The sequence below is a fragment of the Quyinboa sediminis genome (assembly GCF_042219855.1).
GTDB lineage: Bacteria > Bacteroidota > Bacteroidia > Bacteroidales > UBA5342 > JBHJHP01.
Window position 1 is genome coordinate 729,995 of the sequence record NZ_JBHJHP010000001.1, and the last position, 26,218, is coordinate 756,212.

17 protein-coding genes and 1 tRNA gene are annotated in these 26,218 nt (G+C 40.1%); 7 read left to right on the top strand and 11 right to left on the bottom strand.

Translation table 11 applies throughout. The annotated features are described in order from the left end of the window. The first annotated feature begins 65 nt into the window (after positions 1–65). Complete coding sequence (locus tag ACE1EF_RS03010; protein WP_375719132.1) at positions 66–1,274, top strand: tetratricopeptide repeat protein; 1,209 nt, start codon at positions 66–68, stop codon at positions 1,272–1,274. 410 nt (positions 1,275–1,684) lie between these two features. Here ACE1EF_RS03010 and ACE1EF_RS03015 read toward each other — a convergent pair whose 3' ends face one another. Both ACE1EF_RS03015 and ACE1EF_RS03020 read right to left on the bottom strand, forming a co-directional pair. Next, the gene (locus ACE1EF_RS03015; RefSeq protein WP_375719133.1) at positions 1,685–1,945 is read right to left on the bottom strand and encodes a transporter suffix domain-containing protein; all 261 of its coding nucleotides are present in this window, start codon (positions 1,943–1,945) and stop codon (positions 1,685–1,687) included. Continuing rightward, complete coding sequence (locus ACE1EF_RS03020) at positions 1,942–3,048, bottom strand: Fic family protein (protein ID WP_375719134.1); 1,107 nt, start codon at positions 3,046–3,048, stop codon at positions 1,942–1,944. Before ACE1EF_RS03020 ends, ACE1EF_RS03015 begins: the two co-directional genes overlap by 4 nt. A gap of 278 nt (positions 3,049–3,326) precedes the next feature. Here ACE1EF_RS03020 and ACE1EF_RS03025 point away from each other — a divergent pair, with 278 nt between their 5' ends. Beyond that, on the top strand, positions 3,327–3,536 hold the full coding sequence (locus ACE1EF_RS03025) for a dodecin family protein (protein ID WP_375719135.1): 210 nt from the start codon (positions 3,327–3,329) through the stop codon (positions 3,534–3,536). Positions 3,537–3,704: 168 nt separating this feature from the next. Here the strand turns inward: ACE1EF_RS03025 and ACE1EF_RS03030 are convergent, their stop codons facing one another. After that, positions 3,705–4,766 (bottom strand): HU domain-containing protein, encoded by a 1,062-nt coding sequence (locus tag ACE1EF_RS03030; protein WP_375719136.1) that lies wholly within the window; start codon positions 4,764–4,766, stop codon positions 3,705–3,707. Between the two features lie 492 nt (positions 4,767–5,258). Continuing rightward, a complete protein-coding gene (locus ACE1EF_RS03035) occupies positions 5,259–5,897 on the bottom strand; it encodes a peroxiredoxin (RefSeq protein WP_375719137.1) in 639 nt (212 codons plus the stop codon). Positions 5,898–6,160: 263 nt separating this feature from the next. Here ACE1EF_RS03035 and metH point away from each other — a divergent pair, with 263 nt between their 5' ends. Beyond that, positions 6,161–9,880 (top strand): methionine synthase, encoded by a 3,720-nt coding sequence (gene metH, locus ACE1EF_RS03040; RefSeq protein WP_375719138.1) that lies wholly within the window; start codon positions 6,161–6,163, stop codon positions 9,878–9,880. Between the two features lie 349 nt (positions 9,881–10,229). Here metH and ACE1EF_RS03045 read toward each other — a convergent pair whose 3' ends face one another. Together ACE1EF_RS03045 and ACE1EF_RS03050 are read right to left on the bottom strand one after the other, a co-directional pair. Further along, positions 10,230–10,568, bottom strand: coding sequence for a MerR family transcriptional regulator (locus tag ACE1EF_RS03045; protein ID WP_375719139.1), 339 nt, complete (start codon positions 10,566–10,568; stop codon positions 10,230–10,232). A 10-nt stretch (positions 10,569–10,578) separates the two neighbouring features. After that, entirely contained in the window at positions 10,579–11,550 is a 972-nt protein-coding gene (locus ACE1EF_RS03050; RefSeq protein ID WP_375719140.1) for a M23 family metallopeptidase, read from the bottom strand. A gap of 149 nt (positions 11,551–11,699) precedes the next feature. Here ACE1EF_RS03050 and alaS point away from each other — a divergent pair, with 149 nt between their 5' ends. Together alaS and ACE1EF_RS03060 are read left to right on the top strand one after the other, a co-directional pair. After that, complete coding sequence (alaS, locus tag ACE1EF_RS03055; protein ID WP_375719141.1) at positions 11,700–14,324, top strand: alanine--tRNA ligase; 2,625 nt, start codon at positions 11,700–11,702, stop codon at positions 14,322–14,324. Between the two features lie 47 nt (positions 14,325–14,371). Beyond that, a complete protein-coding gene (locus ACE1EF_RS03060; RefSeq protein ID WP_375719142.1) occupies positions 14,372–15,526 on the top strand; it encodes an MFS transporter in 1,155 nt (384 codons plus the stop codon). 106 nt (positions 15,527–15,632) lie between these two features. Here ACE1EF_RS03060 and ACE1EF_RS03065 read toward each other — a convergent pair whose 3' ends face one another. Then, the gene (locus ACE1EF_RS03065; protein WP_375719143.1) at positions 15,633–17,627 is read right to left on the bottom strand and encodes a fructose-1,6-bisphosphatase; all 1,995 of its coding nucleotides are present in this window, start codon (positions 17,625–17,627) and stop codon (positions 15,633–15,635) included. Between the two features lie 791 nt (positions 17,628–18,418). Further along, positions 18,419–18,491 (bottom strand) — tRNA-Arg (locus ACE1EF_RS03070). 216 nt (positions 18,492–18,707) lie between these two features. Between ACE1EF_RS03070 and ACE1EF_RS03075 the strand changes: the two genes are divergently transcribed. Beyond that, a complete protein-coding gene (locus ACE1EF_RS03075) occupies positions 18,708–21,128 on the top strand; it encodes a DUF748 domain-containing protein (RefSeq protein ID WP_375719144.1) in 2,421 nt (806 codons plus the stop codon). A 258-nt stretch (positions 21,129–21,386) separates the two neighbouring features. Here the strand turns inward: ACE1EF_RS03075 and ACE1EF_RS03080 are convergent, their stop codons facing one another. From ACE1EF_RS03080 to ACE1EF_RS03090, 3 genes are read right to left on the bottom strand one after another with little or no spacing between them, the layout of a single operon-like run. Next, on the bottom strand, positions 21,387–22,298 hold the full coding sequence (locus ACE1EF_RS03080) for a dihydroorotate dehydrogenase (protein WP_375719145.1): 912 nt from the start codon (positions 22,296–22,298) through the stop codon (positions 21,387–21,389). Then, complete coding sequence (locus tag ACE1EF_RS03085; RefSeq protein ID WP_375719146.1) at positions 22,286–23,068, bottom strand: dihydroorotate dehydrogenase electron transfer subunit; 783 nt, start codon at positions 23,066–23,068, stop codon at positions 22,286–22,288. The genes ACE1EF_RS03080 and ACE1EF_RS03085 overlap by 13 nt, the downstream gene beginning before the upstream one ends. A gap of 53 nt (positions 23,069–23,121) precedes the next feature. Beyond that, positions 23,122–23,562, bottom strand: coding sequence for a helix-turn-helix transcriptional regulator (locus ACE1EF_RS03090; RefSeq protein ID WP_375719147.1), 441 nt, complete (start codon positions 23,560–23,562; stop codon positions 23,122–23,124). Between the two features lie 1,511 nt (positions 23,563–25,073). Between ACE1EF_RS03090 and ACE1EF_RS03095 the strand changes: the two genes are divergently transcribed. Further along, positions 25,074–26,201, top strand: a complete 1,128-nt coding sequence (locus ACE1EF_RS03095; RefSeq protein WP_375719148.1) for a hypothetical protein — start codon at positions 25,074–25,076, stop codon at positions 26,199–26,201. The last annotated feature ends 17 nt before the right edge of the window (positions 26,202–26,218 follow it).

The window sequence follows — 26,218 nt, forward strand, 5'->3', positions numbered from 1 at the left end:
ATTATTTGTAAAAAATTCATAGTTTTGCATTCTCAATTGAACTCAAAATAAAAATGAAAAATAACATGAAAAAACTATTTTTAATATTCACAGCTGGTTTGATGAGTACCGGATTGTTTGCTCAGAAAGGTGCTGTTAGTTACGCCGATTACGAACTGACTGCAGATAAGCCGGATTATGAAAAAGCCATCTCAAAAATTGAAGAGGCTGTGAAAGATGACAAAACAAAAGAATGGCCTAAAACCTATGTGGTTAAGGAGCGTGTATACCGCACTGTTTATGAAAAAAAGGACAAAAAACAAGCCTATATTGACAGTGCCTATAATGCTTTAATGCGGGCGGATTTTCTGGATCGTCGCGGTGATGAAAAAGGGAAGAAGAAAGGTAAATACCAGAAAGACATTCTTTTAGAGATGGTAAGCCTCAGGAATACACTGATCAACGAAGGTGTGTATGCCAATAATGAACTCAAGGATTATGAGCGTACATTAAGTGCATTCGAAAAGGTTCTGGCTCTTGACAAAAATGAGACCTACCTGCAGGACAAACCTTACGTAATGGATACCGTAATCATGTATAACACCCTGGCTACAGCGTATTCGGCTCAGAAATACAATAAAGTTGTAGAGCTGGCTCCGGAGGTCATTAAAACAGGCTACCAGGAAGATCAGCCTTATCTTATTTTATATGATAGCTACAAAAACCTGAATGATACAGCCAAAATGCTGGATGTTCTTAAAGAAGCATTACTGAAATATCCGGACAAAAAAGTGTTCCTTGATCAGCTGGTATATCACTATGTAGAAATGGGAAATGCTGAAGAAGGTATCAATTATATTCAGCAATCGCTTGCGAAAGATCCTAATAATGCACAGCTGCTGTTCATTTTGGGTACGTTTTACGATGAGATAGGACAGAGGGATAAAGCCATTGAAGCATATAAAAAAGTAAATGAGGTTGATAACGCTACTGAAAGTTCAATTACGAATGCCAATTACAATCTGGGTGTAATTTACTACAACGTAGCGGTTGAAGCCATGAACGATGCGAATGAAATTAAGGATTATAAGAAATTCAAGGCTGCTGAAGAAAAGGCCGTTAAAGAATTTGAGGTTTGTATTCCTTATTTTGAAAAATGTCTCGAAGTTGATCCTAATAATGTAGATGCACTTCAGGCGTTGAAACCGGTGTATTATCGTTTGATTAAATTCAACAATACATACCAGCAGAAGTATAACCAGGTAATGGATAAACTGAAAGCGCTGGGTAAATAATAGTATTCATGAACCGGTCTGAATAGGGCCGGTTTATTTTTACATATTCTATTTAACATAATATCTATTATGAGACACTTAAATATAACCGTAACAGGACTGAAAGTCATGTTTAACATAAAATCTGTTATGGTTGACGGAGTCCCATAACTATCGATTTTATGTTAAGTTTTTATGCTTAGTTCTGTAACGATAGATTTTATATTAAAGTTTTATGTCTGGTCTTTTTGAACAACAAATTATGAATGCCGGAGAAAATATATTTTCCTTACCGGACAATATCATAAATAGAAATATCCTTTACTGTAATTTATTATGTTAAACTAATAATCTCTCAGATTTAAATATTCCTGTATAAATAGCCGGATAATTTCAAATATTGAATTCTCAGAGCCTTTAGCCACAGATAATTATTTTGACTTGCGCTTAAACCAGTTTACGGGATTCAGTTTGTCCTTGTATTTTTTAAACAATTCTTTTCCCAGTAAAAATCCTCCGACATAAAATAAAACCTCCATGGTAATCAACGCAGTTGTTGATCCGATGACCTTGGTTTTATTTTCCAGGTCCAGAAATGGAATCAGTAACATAATTGCAAAAGCGACACCTGACAGTAATATTAGAATAACTCCCAATTTTATTTGTTGGCTCTTTTTCAACGGAAGTTTCATGATGAGGATTTAATAGTATAACTGGTACTGCGGCCACCACCTGGTTCCTTTTCCAGAATTCCTTTATCCATTAAATCCTGTATATCCCTGAGTGCCGTATCCGGTGAACATTTGGCTATTTTAGCCCACTTACCCGTTGTCAGCTTACCATAAAAATTATCCAATATCTTATTTAACATAATATATTGACGCTTATTAAAAGATGTGGCTGCATGTTTTTCCCAGAATCTGGCTTTAAACATCACATTTTCAAGCATTTCGTCTGTGTCGTTCAGGGCATCCTGCAGTATTCGCAAGTACCACTGTAACCATATGGTGATATCCAGCGATCCTTTCTGCGTTAACTCCAGGATTTCGTAATAACTTTTGCGGTTTTGCTCTATTTGTTTGGAGACACTGTAAAAGCGCAGATTGGTCTCATCTGCCCTTGATAACTGCATATCGGCTATGGCCCGGGCTATTCTTCCATTACCATCATCAAAGGGATGAATGGTTACGAACCACAAATGTGCTATCCCGGATTTAAGCACCGGCTCTACAGAATTTTTTGCGTTAAACCACTGTAGAAACTGTTGCATTTCCTTTGGCACCAGGGCTGATTCAGGCGCTTCAAAATGCACTCTTTCCTTTCCTAACGGACCGGAGACAACCTGCATCGGGCCGGTTTCGCCTTTGCGCCAGCTTCCTACGGTAATTTTATGCATTCCACTTCTGCCGCTTGGAAAAAGCGCAGCATGCCATCCAAACAAACGTTCATTGGTTAACGCAGTATCATAATGTTGCGTGGCATCCAGCATCAATTCAACCACACCATCCACATCACGGTCCGATGGTACCAGGCCTGCTATATCCATCCCCAGCTTACGGGCAATGGACGATCTTACCTGCTCTGAATCAAGCATTTCCCCTTCTATTTCGCTGGAAGTAACCACATCTGCCGTTAAGGTCTTTAACATGGCCTGATCGCGCAACTGGAAGCCAACCAGTTCCATTTTACCCAGCAATTTTCCCTGTAAACTTCTTACCTGGCTTAATGCGGGTAATAATGCATCATTATCCCATTTAAAATCCGGCCATTGCGGTTTTTGATGAATATAAATCATTATTCGCCTTAATTTTGCGGTAAATATACAAAATATTCTCCGCAAATTAAGTTAAATATAGTAATAACAAGTCTATTATATTTAAGTATTCCTTTTCGTTTTAAGTCTTTGAGTAATAATTTTCAATTTGTTATGAGTTAAAAACTAAAATTATATTATTCTTTTAAATTAGTTTAAATGCTCTTTAATTGATAATTATATGTAATTTTTTGACTTCCCAGTCAAACTGCCGTAACTTTAAAAGACAGTATATTTTTTAACCTCAAAAACAAAACATTATGTCAGAAAGTGTTTACAAAATTATTGAACTGGTCGGAACCAGTTCAGAATCATGGGAAAAAGCAGCAGAAGCCGCTATTAGCAAAGCTTCAAAAAGTCTGCATGACCTTCGTATTGCCGAAGTTTCCCAACTGGATATGCACATTAAGGACGGTAAAATTGAAAACTACCGTGCTAAAGTGAAAGTATCATTCAAGTACGAAGATTAATAAGGATGCGAGCCTACCACCCTTTTACCCAATAACTGATTTATACTAATATTTGCTGCTGGAAAGTAGTTTATTCAGCGGAAATCTGCGTCATTTTTCTGCGTACATCTGCGAGAACTATTAGCTGTAAATTAAATGATTATATAAATATAAAGTCTGAATTTAATATCAGACGGTTGCCTTAATGGTCAGCAACCAGGCATCTTTAAATTTAGGGTTCTTTTCCCTGAATGTTTCCAGTACAGGAACCGCATCTTTTTTGCTGGTAAAGGTTCCGATGCTTACCCTGAATCTGCCGTTGCTTTCAATGATGCTGTAATCAGGAAAATACTTTTTACAGTTCTGTTCTACAAATTCCAGGGCCTGTTCCTTGGATATCAGGCTGGCAATGATGATATGATAGGTTACCGAGGGAACCATTTTCACCTTATCTGTAACAGGATTTGAAGTCTGATCCTCATTCTGATCCTCAGAAGCAGCCGGCTCTATTTCACTGTCTTCAGGGACATTTGCACTTGCAAACTCATCTGTTTCAGACCCGTGGTGTTGAGCTGTCTGATCCATATCCGGAGTCAGATCATTCTGAGATACAGCATGTTCCTTTGCTGGAATATCGGTAACACTTTTGTTCAGCGAATCAAACATGCTGGTAAAATCAGCAGTCTCAAGTCTTGGATCCTTTACTTTAGCCGGAAAAAGAAAAAAGAACAGTAAAAACAATGCAGCCACGGCAGCAGCAAAATGCGAAATAGAGCGACCTGATTGCGGTTTGTTTTTTTTCACCAGCTTCATATCCGCGCCCCTCTCCTGCTGTTCAATCTCATTCATACTGAATGATGCCAGTCCGTAAGCAGATTTGAGTAATCGGTTTTCCTGTTCAGGTTCAAACAGCAATATCCCATCTTCCCGGCGCGACAGAATTCCCAGACCACTTAATACAAGTACATCATTATCAAGCCATTGTTCAGCATTTTCAACGGCCGACTGAATTCTATCAACCGAATCTGCAAAACTCTTCTTTTCGTGCTTCATAATCTGCTGGCACAGCAGACCATCGTTATGTGTCAGCTTTGAATTGAATGTAATCTCTTTGGAAGGTGGAAAAAAACGTTTCAGAGCAGCATCAAAACAGGCCGGTTTATAACTGGATACAAAGCCACCGAATTGCGGAATAATCACACAATCGTGCACGAGTAACAGGTCTTTAATATATCCGGCGAGATTTTGCATCAAACAAAAATAGCAAATGATGCTATCCTCACCAAGGAACGATAGTACTTTAGGTACACTTTTTATTAACAATTTTTAGGTTAGGTTCACAATTCGCTAACTATCAGATTGGTGCTTACATCGAACCGTTCTTTTAACTTCGAAATCATGACATAGGAATAAGGAGGACGGTTTACACCATATTTGCCGGTGAGGACGGAAGAGTTCCGGTGAAACATATTACAATTCAAAAACATAAACCTCTCTTTTTCTTCGCTTTTCAAGTTAGCTATCGGGACGAGATAAAAAGAAGCGAAGAATCTTTAAGTAATATTGCTTTCTAATAAAGATAACAAAGATTGCCAAAACCTGAGTTATAGACATACATATATCTTTTGTCTTATGTCTTAAACCTTGTGTCTTGATTCTTGTGTCTTGATTCTTGTGTCTGTATATAAACAAAAAGGTCACCCGAAGGTGACCCTAAAAAATAACCAAAAAGAACTATTAACATTAATTTTTATGTTTTCCCAGGAATTCAGCAATACCTTCCTGAGTCGCTTTCAAACCTTGTTCGCCCTTGTGCCAGTCAGCCGGACAAACCTCACCGTTTTCTTCAAAAAACTGCAGAGCATCTACCATACGCAGGGCTTCAGAAACACTACGTCCCAGTGGCATGTCGTTAACAAGCTGATGACGGACAACACCTTCCTTATCAATTAAGAAAAGACCGCGGTATGCTCTTGGTTCACCCACAAACACACTTTCACCCTCATCATTAATATCATAATCACCAGCAAGCACATCGTAATTTTCAGCAATCGTCTTTGCGGAATCTGCTACCAGGGGAAATTTCACACCTTTAATACCGCCATCGTTTAGCGGTGTCTGTAACCATTTCCAGTGCGAAAATTCTGAATCGGTAGAGCACCCAACAACAGCTACGTCACGATCTTCAAATTCTTTTATCGCGTCCTGAAATGCAATGATTTCGGTTGGACAAACGAATGTAAAATCAGCAGGGTAGAAAAAGAATACAACATATTTTTTACCCTCATACTGCTCCAGAGAGAAATTTTCTACGATTTCACCGCCGTTTACAACAGCTGGTTGAAAGAATTTTGGAGCTTTTTTTCCTACTAATACAGCCATAATTGTTTTTAAAAGTTAAATTGTTTGTAATAATGGTATTATTTATCTCAATATTTAATTCAATAAAAAAGGCCGGACTGATAAAAACCAAAAAATAAAAACACAACGAAATACCCCTAAACAGCAAAACCCATGCAGTCCGGCCTACATACATAACAAAAGGGTATTTAAATTGTTTTTCAAATGAAATATTTTTTTGAATCATTCTAAATAAAGATAAGAATCGGTGGATTTTATTACTTTTGCAGCACAAAACTACAGTTATGATACAAAAGCCGGATATCAATAATATAGCCAAAAACAGAGTATTAATTTTAGATGGTGCTATGGGATCAACCATACAGCGCTACAAGCTTCAGGAAGAGGATTTCAGAGGCGATCGCTTCAAAGACCACCCCTCTCCTGTCCAGGGGAATAACGATTTGCTCTGTATTACCAGGCCGGATATCATTTCGGAGATTCACCGGAATTACCTGGTGGCAGGTGCCGATATTTTATCTACCAACACATTCAATGCCAATGCCATCTCACTTGCTGATTATCACATGGGTGATCTGGCTTATGAGATCAACCTCGAAGCAGCAAAGCTGGCACGTCAGGAAGTGGATAAAATGACCCGGGAAACACCGGATCAGCCGCGTTATGTTGCCGGTTCAATAGGACCCACAAATAAAACGGCATCCATGTCCCCGGATGTAAATAATCCGGCCTATCGTGCTGTATCTTTCGACGATCTCGTAAAAATATATAAGGAGCAGACCCTGGGGCTGATCGATGGAGGTGCTGAACTATTGCTGATAGAAACCATATTTGACACCCTGAATGCCAAGGCAGCCATATTTGCAGCCGAACAGGCACAGAAAGAGCGTTCAGTAAATCTGCCGTTGATGATTTCGGTAACCATTACCGATCTGAGTGGCAGAACATTATCCGGTCAGACGGTCAAAGCATTCTGGATTTCTGTGGCACATGCAAAACCATTCTCTGTTGGTGTCAACTGTTCTTTTGGAGCCAAAGCACTTATGCCTTATATCAAAGAACTGGGTGATATGGCATCATGTCTGATCAGTGCACATCCTAATGCCGGCTTACCAAATCAGCTGGGCGACTACGATCAGACACCACGGATCATGGCGGAACTTGTTCAGGCATATTTTGACGAAGAGCTGGTAAACATTATTGGCGGTTGTTGCGGTACACGACCTGAGCACATTGCGGAACTGGCAAAACGGGCCAAAGCAGCAAAACCACACGTGCCGGCTGTTGGAGACCATCTGATGCGTTTAAGCGGTCTTGAGCCCTTGGAGATCAGACCTGACTCCAATTTTGTTAATATAGGTGAACGCTGTAATGTAGCCGGATCGAAGAAGTTTGTCCGGCTGATAAAAAACAAACTGTATGATGAAGCCTTGGAAGTCGCCCGCGATCAGGTAGAAGGCGGAGCACAAATCCTTGATATCAATATGGACGATGCACTCCTTGAAGCGCAGGATGAAATGGTTCAGTTTTTAAACCTGCTCATGTCTGAACCGGATATATCCAAACTGCCCATTATGGTAGATTCATCCAAATGGCCGGTGATTGAAGCCGGTCTGAAATGTTTACAGGGAAAATCCATCGTTAATTCCATAAGCCTGAAAGAAGGTGAAGAACAGTTCCTGTATCAGGCTTCACTCGTTAAAAGCTACGGCGCTGCAGTTGTGATAATGGCCTTCGATGAGAAAGGCCAGGCTGATAGTTTTGAAAGGCGCCAGGAGATTTGTTCCAGGGCATATCATCTTTTGGTGGACAAAGTGGGTTTTCCACCCCAGGATATCATTTTTGATCCTAATGTTCTGGCTATTGCAACCGGAATCGAGGAACATAACAATTATGCCATTGATTTTATCAAAACGATAAAATGGATTAAATCAAATCTCCCTCATGCGAAAATCAGTGGCGGAATCAGCAACCTGTCCTTCTCTTTCAGAGGAAACAATGTGGTTCGTGAAGCTATACATTCCGTATTTCTCTATTATGCTATTAAGGAAGGTCTGGATATGGGAATTGTTAATCCGGCCATGTTACAGGTGTACGATGAAATTCCGAAAGATCTGCTTGAACTGGTGGAAGATGTGGTTTTGAACCGCAGACCTGATGCTACTGAACGGTTGATTGAAGCCGCTGAAAAAATCAAAAGCAATGATGACGGACAGGGTCAAACCAAAGCAAAAGATGAATGGCGTAACGGCACACTGGAAGAACGGCTCAGTCACTGCCTGGTAAAAGGGATCGACAGCTATCTGGATGAAGATCTGGACGAAGCTCTGCAGAAATATCCTGCGGCTCTCGACATTATAGAACAGCCTTTAATGGCCGGAATGAATGTGGTCGGCGATCTGTTCGGGGATGGTAAAATGTTTCTGCCTCAGGTGGTAAAAACAGCCCGGGTAATGAAAAAAGCCGTAGCCATACTTCAGCCCTATATTGAACAGGATAAAAAAGGCGGATCACATTCTGCCGGAAAAATATTGATGGCCACTGTAAAAGGTGATGTCCACGATATCGGAAAGAACATCGTGAATGTAATCCTGGCCTGTAACAACTTCGAGGTCATCGACCTAGGGGTAATGGTTCCTGCAGAAAAAATTCTGGATACGGCTGTGGAAGAAAAAGTGGATGCCATTGGACTTAGCGGCCTTATCACACCCTCGCTGGAAGAGATGGCCAAAATAGCTGAAGAGATGGAGAAAAGAGGTATGACACTTCCATTGATGGTGGGTGGTGCTACGACGTCAAAAGTACATACAGCAGTTAAAATTGCCCCTAAATATTCCCATATTGCGGTACATGTAAAAGATGCATCTCAAAGTGTTCAGGTAGCTGCTGCCATTATTAATCCGAAGACAAAAGATGAGTTTAAAGCAAAGCTTGACGTTGAATACGGACTGCTGCGTGACAAATTCGCGAAGGGTAATAAAACCAGTTTTGAACCTATCGAATCCGCCAGAAGAAAAGGTGTAAAACTTGAATTCAATGCGAGTACCATTTATAAACCTGAATTTTTAGGCGTTAAAGAACAGGGAGAACTGGATATCAGCAAACTCAGGGCTTTTATCGACTGGACCTTCTTTTTTAAAGCTTGGCGACTGCCAGGTTCATATAAAGGCATACAGCTGTTTAAAAGTGAAAAAGATGAAACTGCATGGTTGAATACTTTCAATGAGGGGCTGGAACGCGTTAAAGCCAAAGAAGCACTTACACTTTACCGTGAAGCAAATGAGATGCTGGATGATATCATGGGAAATAAGAAATTAAGGGCTAAAGCGGTACTCGGGTTCTTCCCGGTAAATTCAGATAAGGACGACATTATATTCTGGACAGATGAATCCCGCAGGGAAATTCAATTGCGCTTTCCATTCCTGCGACAGCAGGCATCCAAGGATTCCGGTGTTTATAACTGTTTAAGTGATTATATTGCACCTGTCTCTCATCCAACATGTGATTATGTTGGTGCATTTGCTGTAACTGCCGGACTTGATATTGAACCGTGGATAGAAAAATATGAAAAGGATAACGATGATTACAGTGCTTTGCTGTTAAAATCGCTTTCTGACCGTCTGGCAGAAGCCTATGCAGAACTTTTGCACATGGAGGTCCGCCGCAATTACTGGGGGTATGTTAAAGATGAAGATCTGAGTATAAAAGATATGCTTCGGGTAAAATATCAGGGCATACGACCAGCCATCGGGTATCCGTCAATGCCTAACCAGGCGGATAATTTTCTGCTGGATAAACTCATACCACTGGAAAAAGCAGAAATTGAGCTGACTGAAAACGGTGCCATGTATCCGAATGCATCGGTGAGCTGTCTTGTTTTTGCACATCCTGAATCGTCATATTTCGCAATTACAAAAATTGATGATGACCAGGCTTCAGATTATGCAAACCGGCTTGGCATCGCACACGAGGAAATTGAAAAATGGCTGTACGGAATGGTGTAGTCAATTATTAATGAAGAATGAAAAATTAAGAATTACAGTTTCAATAATAAATGAATCCGGTTATTTAGTGTCCCTGTGTAAAACTGGAATGTTTCAAAATACCGGGTTACTGAGTAGAAACAAAGTTGCGTATCGAAGTAACCGGATTGATTGTGATATTTGAGAAAATTCAGTATAAATTTATGAGTGTGAAACCTGATTCTCGCTGATTTTCGCTGAACTAATAGCAGATCTTCGCAGATGAGGTCTTAAATAATTTATTGATCTAATCGGTTACTGAGTATACCGATGCTAAATCGGCATGTACCGAAGTAACGTCTCACAAATAACGATTCACAAAAAAAATAAGTTAATCCAGGTTTTCCAGAATTTGCTTCAGCTGATCTCTGACATTGGATAGCCGGGTTGCAATTTCAAAGGTCTGAATGGTTTTTTCGGGATTTTCTTCCAGTTTCTTCTTTGCGCCCTTCAGGGTCATCCCCTGCTCTTTCAGTAGAAAATAAATGAGATGAAGATTTTTCAAATCCTCAGGCCTGAAATAACGTGTGCCCTTTGCATTTTTAAAGGGTTTAAGAATTTCGAATTCATTTTCCCAGAAACGAATGGTCGTTTGCGGGATATCAAACATCTCGGCTGTTTCCCGCATGGAGTAAAACATTTTCTCTATAACCGGCTTTTTGTATGGCATCAGCAGGCTGTTAATCGAATGTTTGACCTGTATTGGTTGAAATACTGATCATTTCGTCATACTGCTCCGGTGTAAGATCCTGGTAGTAAAAATCTTTAGGATTAACCGGTCTGTTTTTATAATGAACCTCGTAATGTAAATGTGGACCTGTTGAATCACCGGTATTCCCTACATAACCGATAACATGGCCACGTGTAATATTCTGTCCCACTTTAACATTAAAACCACTTAAATGTCCGTACAATGTTTTATACCCGAACCCATGATCAATGACGATATAATTGCCAAATCCGCGTTTTGACTTGATAACCCGCACCACTCTTCCATCACCTGTGGAGTATACATCGGTACCGATTGGTGATGTAAAGTCCATACCGTAATGGAATTTTCGTATTTTTTCAATGGGATGAATCCTGTATCCCCAACCGGAAGCTGTTCGTTTCAGATCGCGGTTTGATATTGGCATGATGGCAGGAATGGAATGTAACATTTTTTCCTTGTTACGTGCCAGTTCCACGATCTCATCAAAGGATTTTGTCTGAATATACAACTCTTTGGTGAGTATATCGAGTTTTTTTCTGGTGGAAATAACGAGCTCTGCATTCTTCATATTTTCAAGATGCTCGTAGCGGTTGGCACCACCAAAACCTGCTTTGCGAATGGAAGACGGAATAGGATCAGCTTCAAAAATCACCCGGTAAATTCCTTCATCACGCTGCTGAACTTCATCCAGTATCTGCGAAAACTGATCCATCTGCTGATTCATCAGATCCAACTGCATGATAAGCCGGGAATTTTCCTGTTTTTCAGATTTTAACCTTGGCGACTCCGCATAAGTCCAGAGCAGATATGCCATAACACTACCAAAAACCAAACTGGGAACCAGGTAAACCAGAACTTGTTTTAAACGATACTTGATACCCTTCTTAACTTTCTTAAAACTAAGGGTCTCCGGATCGTAATGATAATGAGCTTTTGCCATGTATCCTCTTTTAAAACAATTTAAGTGCAAAATTAATTATTTCGACTAACTTTGCAAAGCTGAAAAAAAAGGGTATTGCAACCCCAAATCAGTGCTTAAATATAATAAAATTTTCATTCATTTAACATTAAATTAGTTTTTTCGCTCATATGAAGACAGCTAAAGAGATACGCCAAGCCTTTAAAGATTTTTTTGAAGAGAAGGAACATCTAATTGTTTCGTCTGCTCCAATGGTGGTTAAAGACGATCCTACACTGATGTTTACCAATGCAGGAATGAATCAGTTTAAAGAGATTTTTCTGGGGCATGCCAAAGCGAAATCTCCGAGAGTAGCAAATTCTCAAAAGTGTTTACGCGTTTCAGGAAAACATAATGATCTTGAAGAGGTTGGTCACGATACCTACCACCATACCATGTTTGAAATGTTGGGAAACTGGTCGTTTGGTGATTATTTTAAAAAGGAAGCGATTCAATGGGCCTGGGAATTTCTGGTTGAACGAATGAAAATTGATCCGGACAGATTATATGCCACAGTATTTGAAGGCGATGAAGAAGACGGACTTGAACGCGATAATGAAGCTGCTGGCTATTGGAATCAATTTCTGCCGGAAAACCGTATCATCAACGGAAACAAAAAAGATAATTTCTGGGAAATGGGCGATACAGGGCCATGCGGACCTTGTTCTGAAATCCATGTAGATATAAGAAACGACGATGAACGTCAAAAAATAAGTGGCCGTGAGCTGGTCAACAAGGATCATCCGCAGGTTATTGAAATCTGGAACCTGGTGTTCATCCAGTTCAACAGGATGGCAAGTGGCAAACTGGTTTCATTACCTGAGAAACATGTGGACACCGGCATGGGTTTCGAACGCCTTTGCATGGTTTTACAGGGCAAACAGTCAAATTACGATACTGACGTGTTCCAGTCCATTATCAAATCCATCGGATCGATGTGTAACACCTCTTATGGTGATGATCCGAAAAAAGATATTGCCATGCGCGTGATTGCCGATCATGTAAGAACCATCGCATTTTCTATAGCTGACGGACAGCTGCCATCCAATAACAAAGCCGGCTATGTAATCCGAAGAATATTACGCCGTGCCGTGCGTTATGGCTACACATTTCTTGATTTCAGGGAACCTTTTATGTATAACCTGACTACGGTATTGAACAGAACCATGGGTGAAGCCTATCCTGAACTGATAAAGAACAGCGACCTGATATCGAATGTCATGCACGAAGAGGAAGAATCTTTCCTGAGAACCCTTGATACCGGAATTCGTCTGCTGGACAGCGTTATAAAAGAGGTGAAAGTCAAAAATGAAACGATTGTTTCAGGTAAAAATGCGTTTGAATTATACGATACATTCGGATTTCCTTTGGATCTGACCGAATTAATATTAAAAGAGAACGGGCTGGTGGTTGACCGCAAGGCTTTCGATGTGGAAATGCAGAAACAGAAAGAAAGGGCCCGTAACGCCGCTGCCATTGAAACAGATGACTGGGTGATCATTAAAGAAGATGACAGAGAGGAGTTTATCGGATACGATTACCTGGAGACTGATCTTTATATCACCCGTTATCGCCAGGTAAAATCAAAAAACAATACATTTTATCAGTTGGTGTTCAATGTCACACCGTTTTATGCTGAAAGCGGTGGACAGGTTGGTGATTCGGGATATATAGAAGCTGAAGGTAAAAAATACAGTGTTATTGATACTAAAAAGGAGAATAACCTGATTGTTCATATTGTAAAGGAACTTCCCGAAAATATTGAAGCACGATTTAAAGCCACCGTAAATGATAAAGACAGGCAGCTTACTGCCAATAACCATTCGGCCACTCACCTGCTCCACCAGGCACTGCGGATGGTTCTTGGCGAACATGTAGAACAGAAAGGTTCACTGGTATGCCCGGATTATTTACGGTTTGACTTTTCGCATTTTCATAAGGTAAGCGATGACGAGATAAAGCAGGTTGAGCGTATTGTGAACCGGAATATCAGGAAAAATTTCAAACTGGAAGAATTCAGGGAAATTCCGATCAATAAGGCTAAAGAAATGGGTGCCATGGCGCTGTTCGGTGAAAAATACGGCGATGTGGTCCGTGCCATTAAGTTTGGTTCATCCGTTGAATTATGCGGTGGTACACATGTATCGGCCACAGGTGAAATTGGTCTGCTTAAAATTACAAGCGAAAGTTCAATATCTGCCGGTGTTCGAAGGATTGAAGCTGTTACAGCCGATAAAGCTGACGAATTTGTGGATAACCTGGCCGATACGTTAAACAACGCAAAGGAAATTCTGAATAATCCACCTAACCTGGAAAAAACACTGGAGAATCTACTGGCAGAAAACAGCGAACTTAAAAAACAGCTGGAAGCATTTAAAGGTGATGCACTTAAATCTGTTAAAGGCGAACTTAAGCATAAGATTGTGGAACAGAATGGTGTAAAAATCATCAAATCTGTTGTAGATAAAATGGACGCAGCTGCTTTACGCGATCTCTCATTTCAGTTGAAAGGTGAATTCGCGGATCTGATTTGTGTGCTTGGAACAGAAAACGATGGAAAAGCCAACCTGTCTGTGATGATCTCAGACGACCTGGTAAAATCGAAAGGCTGGCATGCCGGAAACATCATCAGGGAAGCCGCTAAATCCATTCAGGGTGGCGGTGGCGGTCAGCCGTTCTTTGCCACAGCCGGTGGGAAGAACCCCAAAGGACTGGAACAGGCTTTGGATAAAGCCATAGAGTTACTGAACATATAATTTACCGATTGCCACTTTTTCAGTGGCAATCGTTTTTATACCCATTTATGGTTACGATAAGTAAAGAGGTTCGCAAAGATCCGATGTACCTGTTTCTGTTGATGCTCGTCATCAGCATGGCCGTCTCTTTTCAGGGCTGGCGTACACTTTACAGCAATTTTGCTGTAGATGTAATCGGAATAAACGGGTTTCAGAACGGTGTGATACAGGCCGTACGTGAAATTCCGGGATTCTTATCATTCACCGTGGTGTTTTTACTGTTGTTTTTAAAGGAAAACCAGGTGGGTTATCTTTCTGTTCTGTTACTTGCCTTCGGTGTTCTGATTACCGGTTTCTTCCCCTCATTTACAGGATTGATGATCACCACTTTTGCGATGTCTGTTGGCTTTCACTATTACGAAACGGTGAACCAGTCCCTTACCCTGCAAAGTTTTAATTTAAAGACCGCACCACTTGTTCTGGCCAAACTGCGTAGCGTTATGTCTATCGCCAATGTATTGATCGGTGCTGCAATAATCGGCCTGGCTTACATATTACCGTTAAAATGGATTTACGTCGTTCTGGGTGGTTCAGTGATCATCCTGGTCATCTATACTATATTTAAATTTCCGGCACGGGAACCGGACGTTATACAGCATAAACGCATTATTTTACGCAAGCGGTACTGGTTGTTTTACCTGCTTAACTTTCTGAGCGGAGCCCGAAGACAAATCTTTGTGGTTTTTGCTTTGTTTATGCTGGTGGAGAAATACCATTTTTCAGTTCAACAGATAGCACTGCTTTATGCTGTGAATAATCTCATAACCTGGCAGCTTAATCCATATATTGGCAAATGGATCAATAAGTTTGGCGAACGCAAAGTACTCAGCATGGAATACGTAAGCCTGATTTTTGTGTTCATCGGGTACGCCTTTATTGAAGAACCCATAATTGTGGCAGTATTATATGTAGTGGATCATATCTTTTTTGGATTTTCAATCGGCATTAAAACATTTTTTCAGAAAACGGCTGATCCAAAAGATATTGCACCGTCCATGGCAACCGGATTTACCATTAACCACATTATGGCAGTCTTTATGCCGGTTGTTGGTGGTGCCTTATGGATATGGAACTGGCGGCTACCGTTTCTGGTCGGCTCAGGCATTGCTGTGACATCACTGATTTTTGCACAGTATATAAGAGTTCCCGAAGAGCTGGAATAGCATTAGAGGTTCAAATACTACATGCTTAAAAATCCTCGTTGCAAACGAGGATGAGATACACTTTCCCTAAATATTGGTCTTGCATCTTGACTCTTGGTTCTTGAGTCTATACTTGTTTCACCTTTACCACGCCTTTCCGGTAGGCTTCAAGCAAACGGTGCAGGTCACGAATTTGCTGTTTCAGGTGCACGCCATTGTCCGTGTCTCCTACCCTTATCCTGGTGATGGCATGTTCAATCATATTTCGTGTGGAGACGATATCTATCTCATCCTCAATGGCTTTACGTCTGGACTCAAATGGCATATGCTCCGCAAGGATCAGATTATAAGAGTCGAAGATAAGCGTATACCCTGCTATCCCGGTCACTTTCTGGTAAGGTTTTGACATACCGCCGTCAATCACAAACAGTTTTCCGCCTGCTTTTACCGGACTCTCTCCTTTGGTCACCTTGACCGGCACATGGCCGTTGACGATATGCGATACATCCGGATCAAGGCCAAACTCCTTTAATATCCGGGTACAGGTCTCTTCATCATCCCGGAGTTTATAATAGAGATTGCCTTCTTCATGATGTGTTTCCTTGTCATCGATAAAATAGCGCTCAAAAGTTGCCATTTTCTTTTTACCGAATAACGGGGAAGCAGCGCCACTCCAGAGTGACCACATATAATCCCGGTCCTTACTGACAAGCTCCTGGTGCTCGCGGTTAAAATAGGCACGGCGACAAATGCGGTCATACTGATCACATAAGGCTTTACCACTATACTCCTGGCCATGCAGGGTCACTTTTTGAAAATTACCCTTGTCATCCAGTGGAATACAGCCATGGTACAGCAGATTGGAATTGTAGATCATATAGGTGCTGCCCTTGGTAAACAGTGTCTTCACATGCCGTTGAAGTTTTTCACTGTTTAAAAAGGAGAAGCGCAGTTTCCGGGTCAGCTCTTTTTCTTCATCACTCAACTCGTAAGGATGCTCCGGATCAATAGTTGGAAATAGTTTATCGTTCAATTCATAATCCTTACCATCCAGTTTAATGGTTCCCTTTTCATGATCTATTTTATGCAACAACAATCTGTCTTCCATGCCCAGTTCAGGTGTGCGTTGAATGATTTGTCCCGACAGCTTCATTTCAATAATGGCAATGGCTTTGTGCATTTTACTGATCAGCTGTACATGGGTAGAGCCAATATTTTCCTTAGGTGTGTTTACCGGAATAAATTGAGTACACGGATCATTGCGATAGGCTTTCATCGCAAATGTGGCTAAAGGTACCAGGTTTATCCCATAAGCATCTTCGAGTGTATCAAGGTTGCTGTAACGAGCACTAATTCGGATTACCGCAGCAATGCTCGCCTGTATGCCGGTAGCAGCAGCCATCCACACAATATCATGATTCCCCCATTGAATATCCACGGCATGATGATTCTGAATCACATCCATCACCTTATCAGCATATGGACCGCGGTCAAAGATATCACCAATAATATGCAGGTGATCAATCAACAGACGCTGAATGAACTTACTCAGGGCAATGATAAAGGAATCCGCCCTGTCCACATCAATGATGGACCGGATTATGCTGTTAAAATACTCTTCTTTTTTAACGTTATGCTCTGTCAGTAACTCCTCTATGATATAGGCAAAATCAGCCGGCATAGCCTTACGCACTTTGGATCGTGTATATTTATCTGCAGAGACACGGGCAACCTCAATCAACCGGCGCAGGGTAACTGCATACCAGTTTTCCAGATCTTCCTGGTCTTTCACTATCAGCTCCAAACGTTCTTCGGGGTAATAAATAAGGGTAGCCAGTTGTCGCTTTTCCTTTTCACTGATGGTATACATGTACACATCATTAATCTTTTTACGCACCATGCCGGATGCATTTCTCAGGATATGACTGAAGGTCTCATATTCACCGTGAATATCGGTCAGAAAGTGTTCTGTACCTTTGGGCAGATTAAGAATTGCCTCAAGATTAATAATTTCTGTACAGGCAGCCTGAACCGTTGGAAACTTTTCAGCAAGCAGATTCAAAAAACTCAATTCATCTTCACCATAATTGTTGCGGTATAAACTTTCTTCAGTGTAATCCATTGTGGTAGATATAAAAATTCAGAATATACTAAGATAACATAATTAGCTATCAAAATGCTCAATCCACATCGATACTTTGGGGTATAATACCTAAAAAAAGTACTTGTATCAGGCATTGCAAATGCTTACAAAATGCATTCTCGTTATACAGGAGGATGAGATTATATATGACTTATTTAAAAAACAAATTCCATTCCAGGTTCAGTTAAGGTATGTAAAAACCAATAAGCCACATAAACCGTGTATAGGCCGCTGTAAAGGGTGTGGATTTTGGGGACCGAAAACCTACAGTTCTATAGTTTCGGGTAAGTTATTGCGGTTCTTTACAGCTCCCGACATTTTATGTCGGAATTGATGTCTCAAGAGAAACAACTGGGAGAATCCTGATCTTAGCGAAGGAGAGAGTGTTAAATCCCACATTGATTGCACTTTTAAAATTTAAGATTTTGATAAGGAGATTACCTTCCTTACGTCAGTCACTTCTCGTCCCTCTGATTACAGACATAAAAAAACGGACCAACATTTCTGCTGATCCGTCTTAAGTGAACTTGGAGGGACTTCCCGATACGCTTCGCTATCGGGATTACCTTCCTTCGTCAGTCACTTCTCGTCCCTCTGATTACAGACATAAAAAAACGAACCAACATTTCTGCTGATCCGTCTTAAGTGAACTTGGAGGGACTTCCCGATACGCTTCGCTATCGGGATTACCTTCCTTCGTCAGTCACTTCTCGTCCCTCTGATTTCAGACATAAAAAAACGGACCAACATTTCTGCTGATCCGTCTTGAGTGAACTTGGAGGGACTCGAACCCCCAACCTTCTGGTCCGTAGCCAGATGCTCTATCCATTAAGCTACAAGTCCTTTTTATATGGTGCCTTCCGCTTTGGAATTGCGAGTGCAAAAATACACAATTTTACTTAACTGCAAACCTATCCAACAGATTTTTTATACCAACAATTGATAAACTTATTTTTGGCGATTTTCGTTAATAATGTGTAACAGGTTTATGCAGATTTACTAATCTTTATTATTTTAGGCTCTTGGATAAGAAATCTGAAATCAAGATAATTTAAACATATGAAGAAGGTTCTTGGGATCATTGCGATCATCATCACGGTTTTAATCATTGCCATCATTGCAACGCCGTTTATATTTAAAAAGCAGATATCATCGCTGGCAAAGAAGGAGATCAGTAAACAGATGGAGGCCGAAGTGGATTACAGCTCTGTTAACATCTCCCTATTTAAGCACTTCCCCGAGCTGACCCTTTCTCTTAATGACCTGTCCGTTGTTCAGGAAGAAAAAGATACATTAATCAGCATGAAACAGATGCTGTTGAACATGGAAGCATGGAGTGCCATCACCGGCAATGAACTCAAAATTAAAACGATCGTCTTAAATACACCCAGAATTAGTTATGTTACCGGTGTTGCGGATGCCTCTTCTGCAGAATTGGGGGAAGAAATGCCGGAAAAATCAACTCAGGATACCATTACAGAGGAACCTTTTCTTGTAAAGCTACAAAACCTTTCCGTCATTAACGGACGAATAGCTTATCTGGATACCACTGAACAGATGCATGCCGTTGCAGATGGCATTAACCTTAATTTAAGCGGTGATTTCTCTGAAATTAAAACCTTACTGGATATTGATTTTAAGGCAGATAATATCTTTTACGCACAGGAAGGGGAAACCTTAATCAAAGGCTTTCCGTCCAGTTTAAAGGCTCAGGTTGACGCCGATTTACAACACATGGTTTTCACATTGAAAGATAATAATCTAAAGCTTGGCGTGTTAAACCTTGAACTGGATGGGAACGTAAAGGAAAGCGGACCGAATTACTTTATTGACCTGACACTGAATGCACCTGTAACAGATATGAGCGATCTTTTAGGCATGCTTCCGGAAAGTTATGCCAGCATGATGGACGGTATGAAAACCGATGGCAAAATAGCCATAAACGGTAACATCAAAGGCGATTTTGTGGATATGGATCATCTGCCGGAGTTTGATTTCAAATTCAGTGTGGTGGATGGTATGTTCCAGTATCCTGACTTACCAAAATCCATTAACAGCATCAACATCAGTGCAACTATAACCCACCCCGACCAGACCAGCACTGATGCAATGGTGATCAGGGTGGATAACTTTGCCTGTAACATTGGTGGTAATCCCATCGAATCAAAGTGGAATTTTACCACACCGGTTTCGGATCTCAACATCAATGGATTTTTTAAGGGAAACGTGGATCTGGCTACCCTGAAGGACGTTATTCCGATGGAAGACTATGATATTAAAGGAAAAATCAATGCAGATATCCGGTTGAATGGCCGTATGAGTGCTATTGAGAATGAGGAATACCAGAAATTTGATGCTTCGGGTTATATGAGCCTGAACGGTTTCTGGTTCAAAAGTAACGATGTACCACAAGGCATATCCATCAACGAAAGTACCCTCGCCTTTTCTCCCAAAGAGATTGATCTGAAATCCTTCAATGCCAGAATGGGCGAAAGTGATTTTACGCTGGATGGTAAATTTTCAAACTACATCAACTATGTGTTCAGTGACGGCACCCTTAAAGGTAAATTCAATCACAAATCGAATTATATCAATGCCAACGAATTCCTGGACCAGGAAGATGATAACATAGCTGAAACCGATACGAGCGGCAGTGAATTGTTTCTGGTTCCGGATAAACTGGATCTTATATTCACCAGTAACATCCGGAAAATGTTATTTGATAACCTGAAAATATATAATACCACGGGAAAAATTACTGTGGTGAACCGCAAAGCCATTCTTGACAACCTGAACATGCAGATGCTGGATGGTTCTGTGACCTTAACCGGCGTATATAATACAGAAGATACAACGAAGGTTTTCTCTGATATGCAGATGGTTATAGATAATATTGATGTGGCTCAGACCACGGCTTCATTCAGTACAATCCGGAAACTTGCTCCCATTGCAACCTATGCCGAAGGGCGTATATCTCTAAATTTAAACTACTATTCGCCGTTTATGGAGAATGGGGAAATTGACATTGACAAGCTGGCCAGTCAGGGTTACCTGTCCTCTCCCAGTCTGTTGGTGAAAAACAATGCAGCACTGGATGAACTGGCCCGTGTCACTCAGAATCCAAAGTATAAAGATTTAAAAACCGGCCCTTTCAAAGCCAATTATATAATTGAAAACGGCAAGGTGGTCATTAAACCGTTTAAAGTTGTTGTGGATGATAAACCTATGGAAATCTGGGGTGATCATGCGCTTAAGAATGATATGAATTATCATATTAAAACGACAGTAGCGGCTAACGAACTTGGTAAAGATGTGGCCAACCTGGTAAAAATGATCAGCGATCCGAACAAACAGCTGCCCGTTACTGTAAATATAAAAGGCAGCATCAATAAACCATCGGTATCCCTGGATGCAAAAGAAGCAATCAAACAACTTCAGAAAGATGCCTCTAAAGGTATTTTAAACGGTTTGTTTAAATAAAGTATCTTCCTTTTGATTGATGAGTAGCAAAACATATTGTAGCGTCATGATTTTGGTTGACTCTTTTACCCTTCCAAACCTCCCGTAAAATAGGAGGTTTTAAGTCCCCTTTAGGGGATTAAGGGATGGTTTTTAAAAAGCAAATCACATTTCGTAAGTAAAGTTTATTAAGTTATTACTTTTCGGACCCTCTCCTTAAAAAAAAAATAGCCGTAGCAAATTAAGCCACGGCTAACATATATTTTTAAATCTTATTTTCTAAACTTCCAGGGCTCCAACCAACTCAGTCGCTGATTTAAAGCCGTTTTCATCGAGATAGGCATTGATACCTTCCTTGACTTTAATCGATACAGTGGGATCAATAAAATTAGCTGTACCAATCTGTATTGCTGTAGATCCAGCCAGCATAAATTCAATGGCATCGGTGGCATTCATGATCCCTCCCATCCCAACCAGTGGAATTTTTACAGCATTGTAAACCTGCCAGACCATTCTGAGGGCAACAGGCTTTACAGCCGGTCCCGATAAACCACCTGTAACCGTGGATAGCTTCGGACGACGGGTTTTGGCATCAATCGCCATGGCTAAAAGCGTATTGATCAGTGACAATGAATCGGCACCTTCGGCTTCCAGCACCCGTGCAATTTCCGTCACATCTGTCACATTGGGTGACAGCTTCACCATCAGATGCTTAGGGTATACTGCTCTTACGGCTTTTGTAACAGCCGCTGCGGAAGGACAGGATGTACCGAAGGTCATACCTCCTTCTTTCACATTCGGACAGCTGATGTTCAGTTCAATACCGGCCACATGTTCCAGATCAGCCAGTCTTCGGGAAGTTTCGGCATAGTCTTCCACTTTGGATCCTGATACATTAACAAAGAGTTTAGACGAATATCTGGTCAGACGCGGATAGATATGGTTTATAAAATAATCCACCCCTTTATTCTGAAGACCTACAGCATTCAGCATGCCTGAGGCCGTTTCAGCCATTCTGGGATACTTATTACCTTCCCGGTGTTCTAGGGTAGTACCTTTCACCACATAGCCTCCCAGAGCGTTTAAATCAATAAAATCCACAAATTCCTCACCATATCCGAAAGTGCCGGATGCGGTCATTACCGGATTCTCCAGTTCCAGTTTACCAATATTTACCTTTAAATCTGCCATTCTTTTATATCCTTAACATTGAATATGGGACCTTCAACACACGTGGTTTTGTGTCCTTCACTGGTGTCAACCACACAACATAAACATACACCAAAACCGCAGGCCATAAGGTTTTCAAGAGATGCTTCACAATAAATATTGTTTTTCTGTGCATACTTGGCGACAACTTTCATCATCGGATCAGGGCCACAGGTGTATATCCTGTCGAATTTCTGATTTTCATCCCATAGAATATCATGATGCACGACATACCCTTTTTTACCCACAGATCCATCTTCAGTGGTTATGTGTACTTCACCAAACGCTTCATATTTATCAATCAGAAAGATACCTTCCGCTTTTCTGGCTCCCAGTAAAAAGTGTGGACGTATGCCAAGCTTATTCATCTCACGTCCAAGGTATAATAAAGGCGCAATGCCGCAACCACCACCGATCAGGAGCACATTTTCTCCCTTTTCCGGCATGCTGAACCAGTTGCCGAGTGGAAATATAGTATTCATGGTATCACCGGGCTTTAGCTGAGCCATCTTACGTGAACCATCACCAACCTCCTGAATCAGCAGACTCATAATATTGGTTTCAGGATCGTAATCATGAATGGAAATGGGGCGTCTGAGAAAGGTATTGGGTGAATCTTCAACCAGAATCTGGACAAACTGTCCCGGCATCATTTCAGGTATTTTATCCTTATGCGTTACATAAATAACGACATAATCCCTGTTGAGCCTTATATTGCTGACGACCTCCAGGTCGAGTATATGCTTCTTCATTTCAAATCCCTGCATTTTTGAAGTGCAAATATAGAAAAAATGAAGACAAGAGACTATTCTAAATGCGTATCCAGCACAAATTCATCCATGCTGAAATCATCATATATTACCACAATTTTTTTAATGCGTTTGCCGGACGACCTTTCAGCCATAATCCGGTGTTCCGCAACCTGCTTAACATGTGTTTGCTCCGGTTTTTGCTGAACTACAGACGATTGTTCCTTCGGTGTAAACAGATCAGTTCCTTCTGCCTTACTCGCGGTTTGATCCGGTTGAGTGGATGTACTTTTATACATTGGGCCTTCACCCGACAATAACCAGTCGCCACTGATTTCAGGGAAGGAGGCTATGATTTTCTGTAAAAAATCCAGGCTTGGTTTGTTCCTGCCTGCCAGGATATGCGATATATTTGACCGTTGCACCTCTATCAAATCGGCAAACCTGGAGGGTGTAAGTCCCTCTTTTTCTATTAATTCTGCTATTCTATCCTTCATGTTAACGCTAAATGCTGACGATATTCGGTTTAAACCGGGATTATGTACGTGAATATGACCGGTTTTTGCAGTTTACATAATGCACTGTTCAAAAGTACAAAACATGTTACATATCTAAAACTCTATTTACTAACAATCAATTCACAAAAAACAATATGTAACATTTGTAACCTGTTTATGCATATTACACTTGTAAACACAGTTTACATAATTACCATATTACAAATGTATACACTCAGGAATTATAAAATTTTATTCATGCTGTTTAGACTCCCACTCCGGGGCATTTTGAGAGGTCCTTCATTGATGCTGCAGGTTTAAATAAAGCCCTTGGTTTACAATTTACAATATAGAATAGTTGTCGTAGGGGAACAGATTAAATGTTTACAGTTTTGTTTAACGCTTAGTATATAGCATATTAAATCAGGTATTGTTAAGTATTAGATTATATAAATTACCTAAATATATGGAAAACAAGTATATATAACTTCAAGTCGACTGATAAATATTAATCTTAACGTTAATCTAAACCTGAATTATATATATCCGTAGTATTACTTTAAATATTAATTATAAACTGCTGATTATATGATATATAATTTTATTTATATATGTTATGGGGGTTAGTGTTAACGGTTTACATTTCTGCATAATAAGCTTGCTTACAAATGTAACTACTCTTAATTACATTTGTAACTCAAACTATATCTATGTCATATTGTAATCTGAACTCATTAATATTGTTACATCTGTAAATCATAATTCACATTTTACATCTGTAATTTTGTCAGTTTTGTAAATTATATTCAGCACTTTCAACTTCACTCCAGCCTATGTTAGCGATACAGCAAATGTGATATCTGAAATTCCATTTTCAGGATTATGGAAATTTATCAATTCCGTTAACCTGTTTAAATGCAGATCCCATTTTTATAGATTAATGGTTTTCTGAAACTGAACATCAAATCAAGGATTAATACCCTATCTGAGTGCAGGTTGAAATGAAATATGACAATCTCAGACGCTTAAAAGCAAGGGTAATGTGGCTTATTCCACTATTAATCAATGTATTATATATGTTTTGCACCTGTTCAATTTTTTATATGAATAGATTATTTAGTGTTTTTTTATGTGCCTTGACCCAAACACACCTAAAATAAACCGGACAAGCATGTGTACAAATTGAAAGCTGAATCCTTTAGCACACATCCATATTTGAAGTATTGTATTTCCTGAGGCAAAAAACTAATACTGCATTGATAGGTATCTGTATTTCAAAAAAAGATAATCTTATTGTGTTATATGTATTTTTTTACCATCAGATTCTGTTATAAATGATAAGGTTTTTCAATCAAACATGTTTTATCTAAAAAAATTAAAACTCTATCCTACTCATAATAAGATATATAAAAATATATTTTACTTTTTTTCATTTTTTCTATTAGGGTGGTTTACTGGTTTTGTGTGCTAAGAGTGAAACAAATGAATATTAACTTTTTAAAAATAGAAAAATGAAAAAGCAAATTTTAAATTTCAGTGTGTTGGCATTTATGTTCCTTATCATCTTTGCTTCGTGTGAAAAAAACCTGGAAGATCCGTTTATTCAGGATGAAAACTCAATTTTACCAACCCGTTTTAAAGTTGACCTGCCAACTTCAATGAGTAACAGTTCATCCGGCATTTCAACAAAAAGTGCTGAGATTGACACCCTGAAAGGAAATCTGATTTACAGCAACCTGATTACCTTCATTGCAGTTGGCGAAGGTGCTGCTGATATTGTTGAAGCAGTGATCAATTCAATCAGGGTTTTCCGGATTTATGATATCGTGGATATGACTTATGTTTCCGATGACGATAACCGGATGAAACATCTTGTTATTGTTGAAAACACTGAGTTTAAGGGACGAACCTGGCAATATCAGTTAATCATTTCCGATGTGGATTCAGAAGGAAATGCGGATGGTGGCAATGCCATCCAGGTATTCTGGAATAACAAGCCGGTGGAAGGAATTGCAATGATTAAACCATACAACCTGAATCGCAGGGAGAACATGAAAAATACAGAAGCCATGTTGAGTGTGGAATATTCAGAAGCCGGAAATGAAAATTACGAAACTTACATGAAAGTCGATATTTCCGGATTAGCCGTTAACGAAAGAGAAACTTTCGGAATAGACGCCTTGCAGATGTTTGTTGGTAAAAATGGGGATATCCTTGATGTTTACGGTAACTCAAACCATCCAAATGCGAAGTTCTTCACAGAAACCAAAGGTTATAACTGGGCGTTTGTAGCATCCGGAAATAAAACAAAGAATATCTCTGTTGTCGAGTTAGGCCTCCCATTCAGTAATGTAGACAGTGATTCAAGAGATGTGATCCTTAAAGATTATTCCATCAAAAATGTTCTGACAGAAGAAATTAACACCTGGTTTCTGAAAGTCTTTCATGTAAGGCCAAATGCTGAAGATCTTGCCGGCTACCTTAAAGATGCAGATGCTCCCGGTTATTTTGGCAATCACGGTTTTATTCAGGGTGGTACTGCACCATCTTCAGATTATCATGTTCTGAAAGACCGCACAGAGCAACTCGCACCTTACAATCCTAAAGCTGTGAACGATTTGGTGATTGAATTCAAATAAACTGTTTGATGTTGCAT

Coding starts and splice junctions, on each gene's coding strand:
- ACE1EF_RS03050 (WP_375719140.1), bottom strand. CDS start 11,550: ATGGCAAAAGCTCATTATCATTACGATCCGGAGACCCTTAGTTTTAAG.
- ACE1EF_RS03045 (WP_375719139.1), bottom strand. CDS start 10,568: ATGCCATACAAAAAGCCGGTTATAGAGAAAATGTTTTACTCCATGCGG.
- ACE1EF_RS03035 (WP_375719137.1), bottom strand. CDS start 5,897: ATGGCTGTATTAGTAGGAAAAAAAGCTCCAAAATTCTTTCAACCAGCT.
- ACE1EF_RS03075 (WP_375719144.1), top strand. CDS start 18,708: ATGAAGAAGGTTCTTGGGATCATTGCGATCATCATCACGGTTTTAATC.
- ACE1EF_RS03090 (WP_375719147.1), bottom strand. CDS start 23,562: ATGAAGGATAGAATAGCAGAATTAATAGAAAAAGAGGGACTTACACCC.
- ACE1EF_RS03020 (WP_375719134.1), bottom strand. CDS start 3,048: ATGATTTATATTCATCAAAAACCGCAATGGCCGGATTTTAAATGGGAT.
- ACE1EF_RS03025 (WP_375719135.1), top strand. CDS start 3,327: ATGTCAGAAAGTGTTTACAAAATTATTGAACTGGTCGGAACCAGTTCA.
- ACE1EF_RS03095 (WP_375719148.1), top strand. CDS start 25,074: ATGAAAAAGCAAATTTTAAATTTCAGTGTGTTGGCATTTATGTTCCTT.
- ACE1EF_RS03065 (WP_375719143.1), bottom strand. CDS start 17,627: ATGGATTACACTGAAGAAAGTTTATACCGCAACAATTATGGTGAAGAT.
- ACE1EF_RS03060 (WP_375719142.1), top strand. CDS start 14,372: ATGGTTACGATAAGTAAAGAGGTTCGCAAAGATCCGATGTACCTGTTT.
- ACE1EF_RS03030 (WP_375719136.1), bottom strand. CDS start 4,766: ATGCAAAATCTCGCCGGATATATTAAAGACCTGTTACTCGTGCACGAT.
- alaS (WP_375719141.1), top strand. CDS start 11,700: ATGAAGACAGCTAAAGAGATACGCCAAGCCTTTAAAGATTTTTTTGAA.
- ACE1EF_RS03080 (WP_375719145.1), bottom strand. CDS start 22,298: ATGGCAGATTTAAAGGTAAATATTGGTAAACTGGAACTGGAGAATCCG.
- ACE1EF_RS03015 (WP_375719133.1), bottom strand. CDS start 1,945: ATGAAACTTCCGTTGAAAAAGAGCCAACAAATAAAATTGGGAGTTATT.
- metH (WP_375719138.1), top strand. CDS start 6,161: ATGATACAAAAGCCGGATATCAATAATATAGCCAAAAACAGAGTATTA.
- ACE1EF_RS03010 (WP_375719132.1), top strand. CDS start 66: ATGAAAAAACTATTTTTAATATTCACAGCTGGTTTGATGAGTACCGGA.
- ACE1EF_RS03085 (WP_375719146.1), bottom strand. CDS start 23,068: ATGAAGAAGCATATACTCGACCTGGAGGTCGTCAGCAATATAAGGCTC.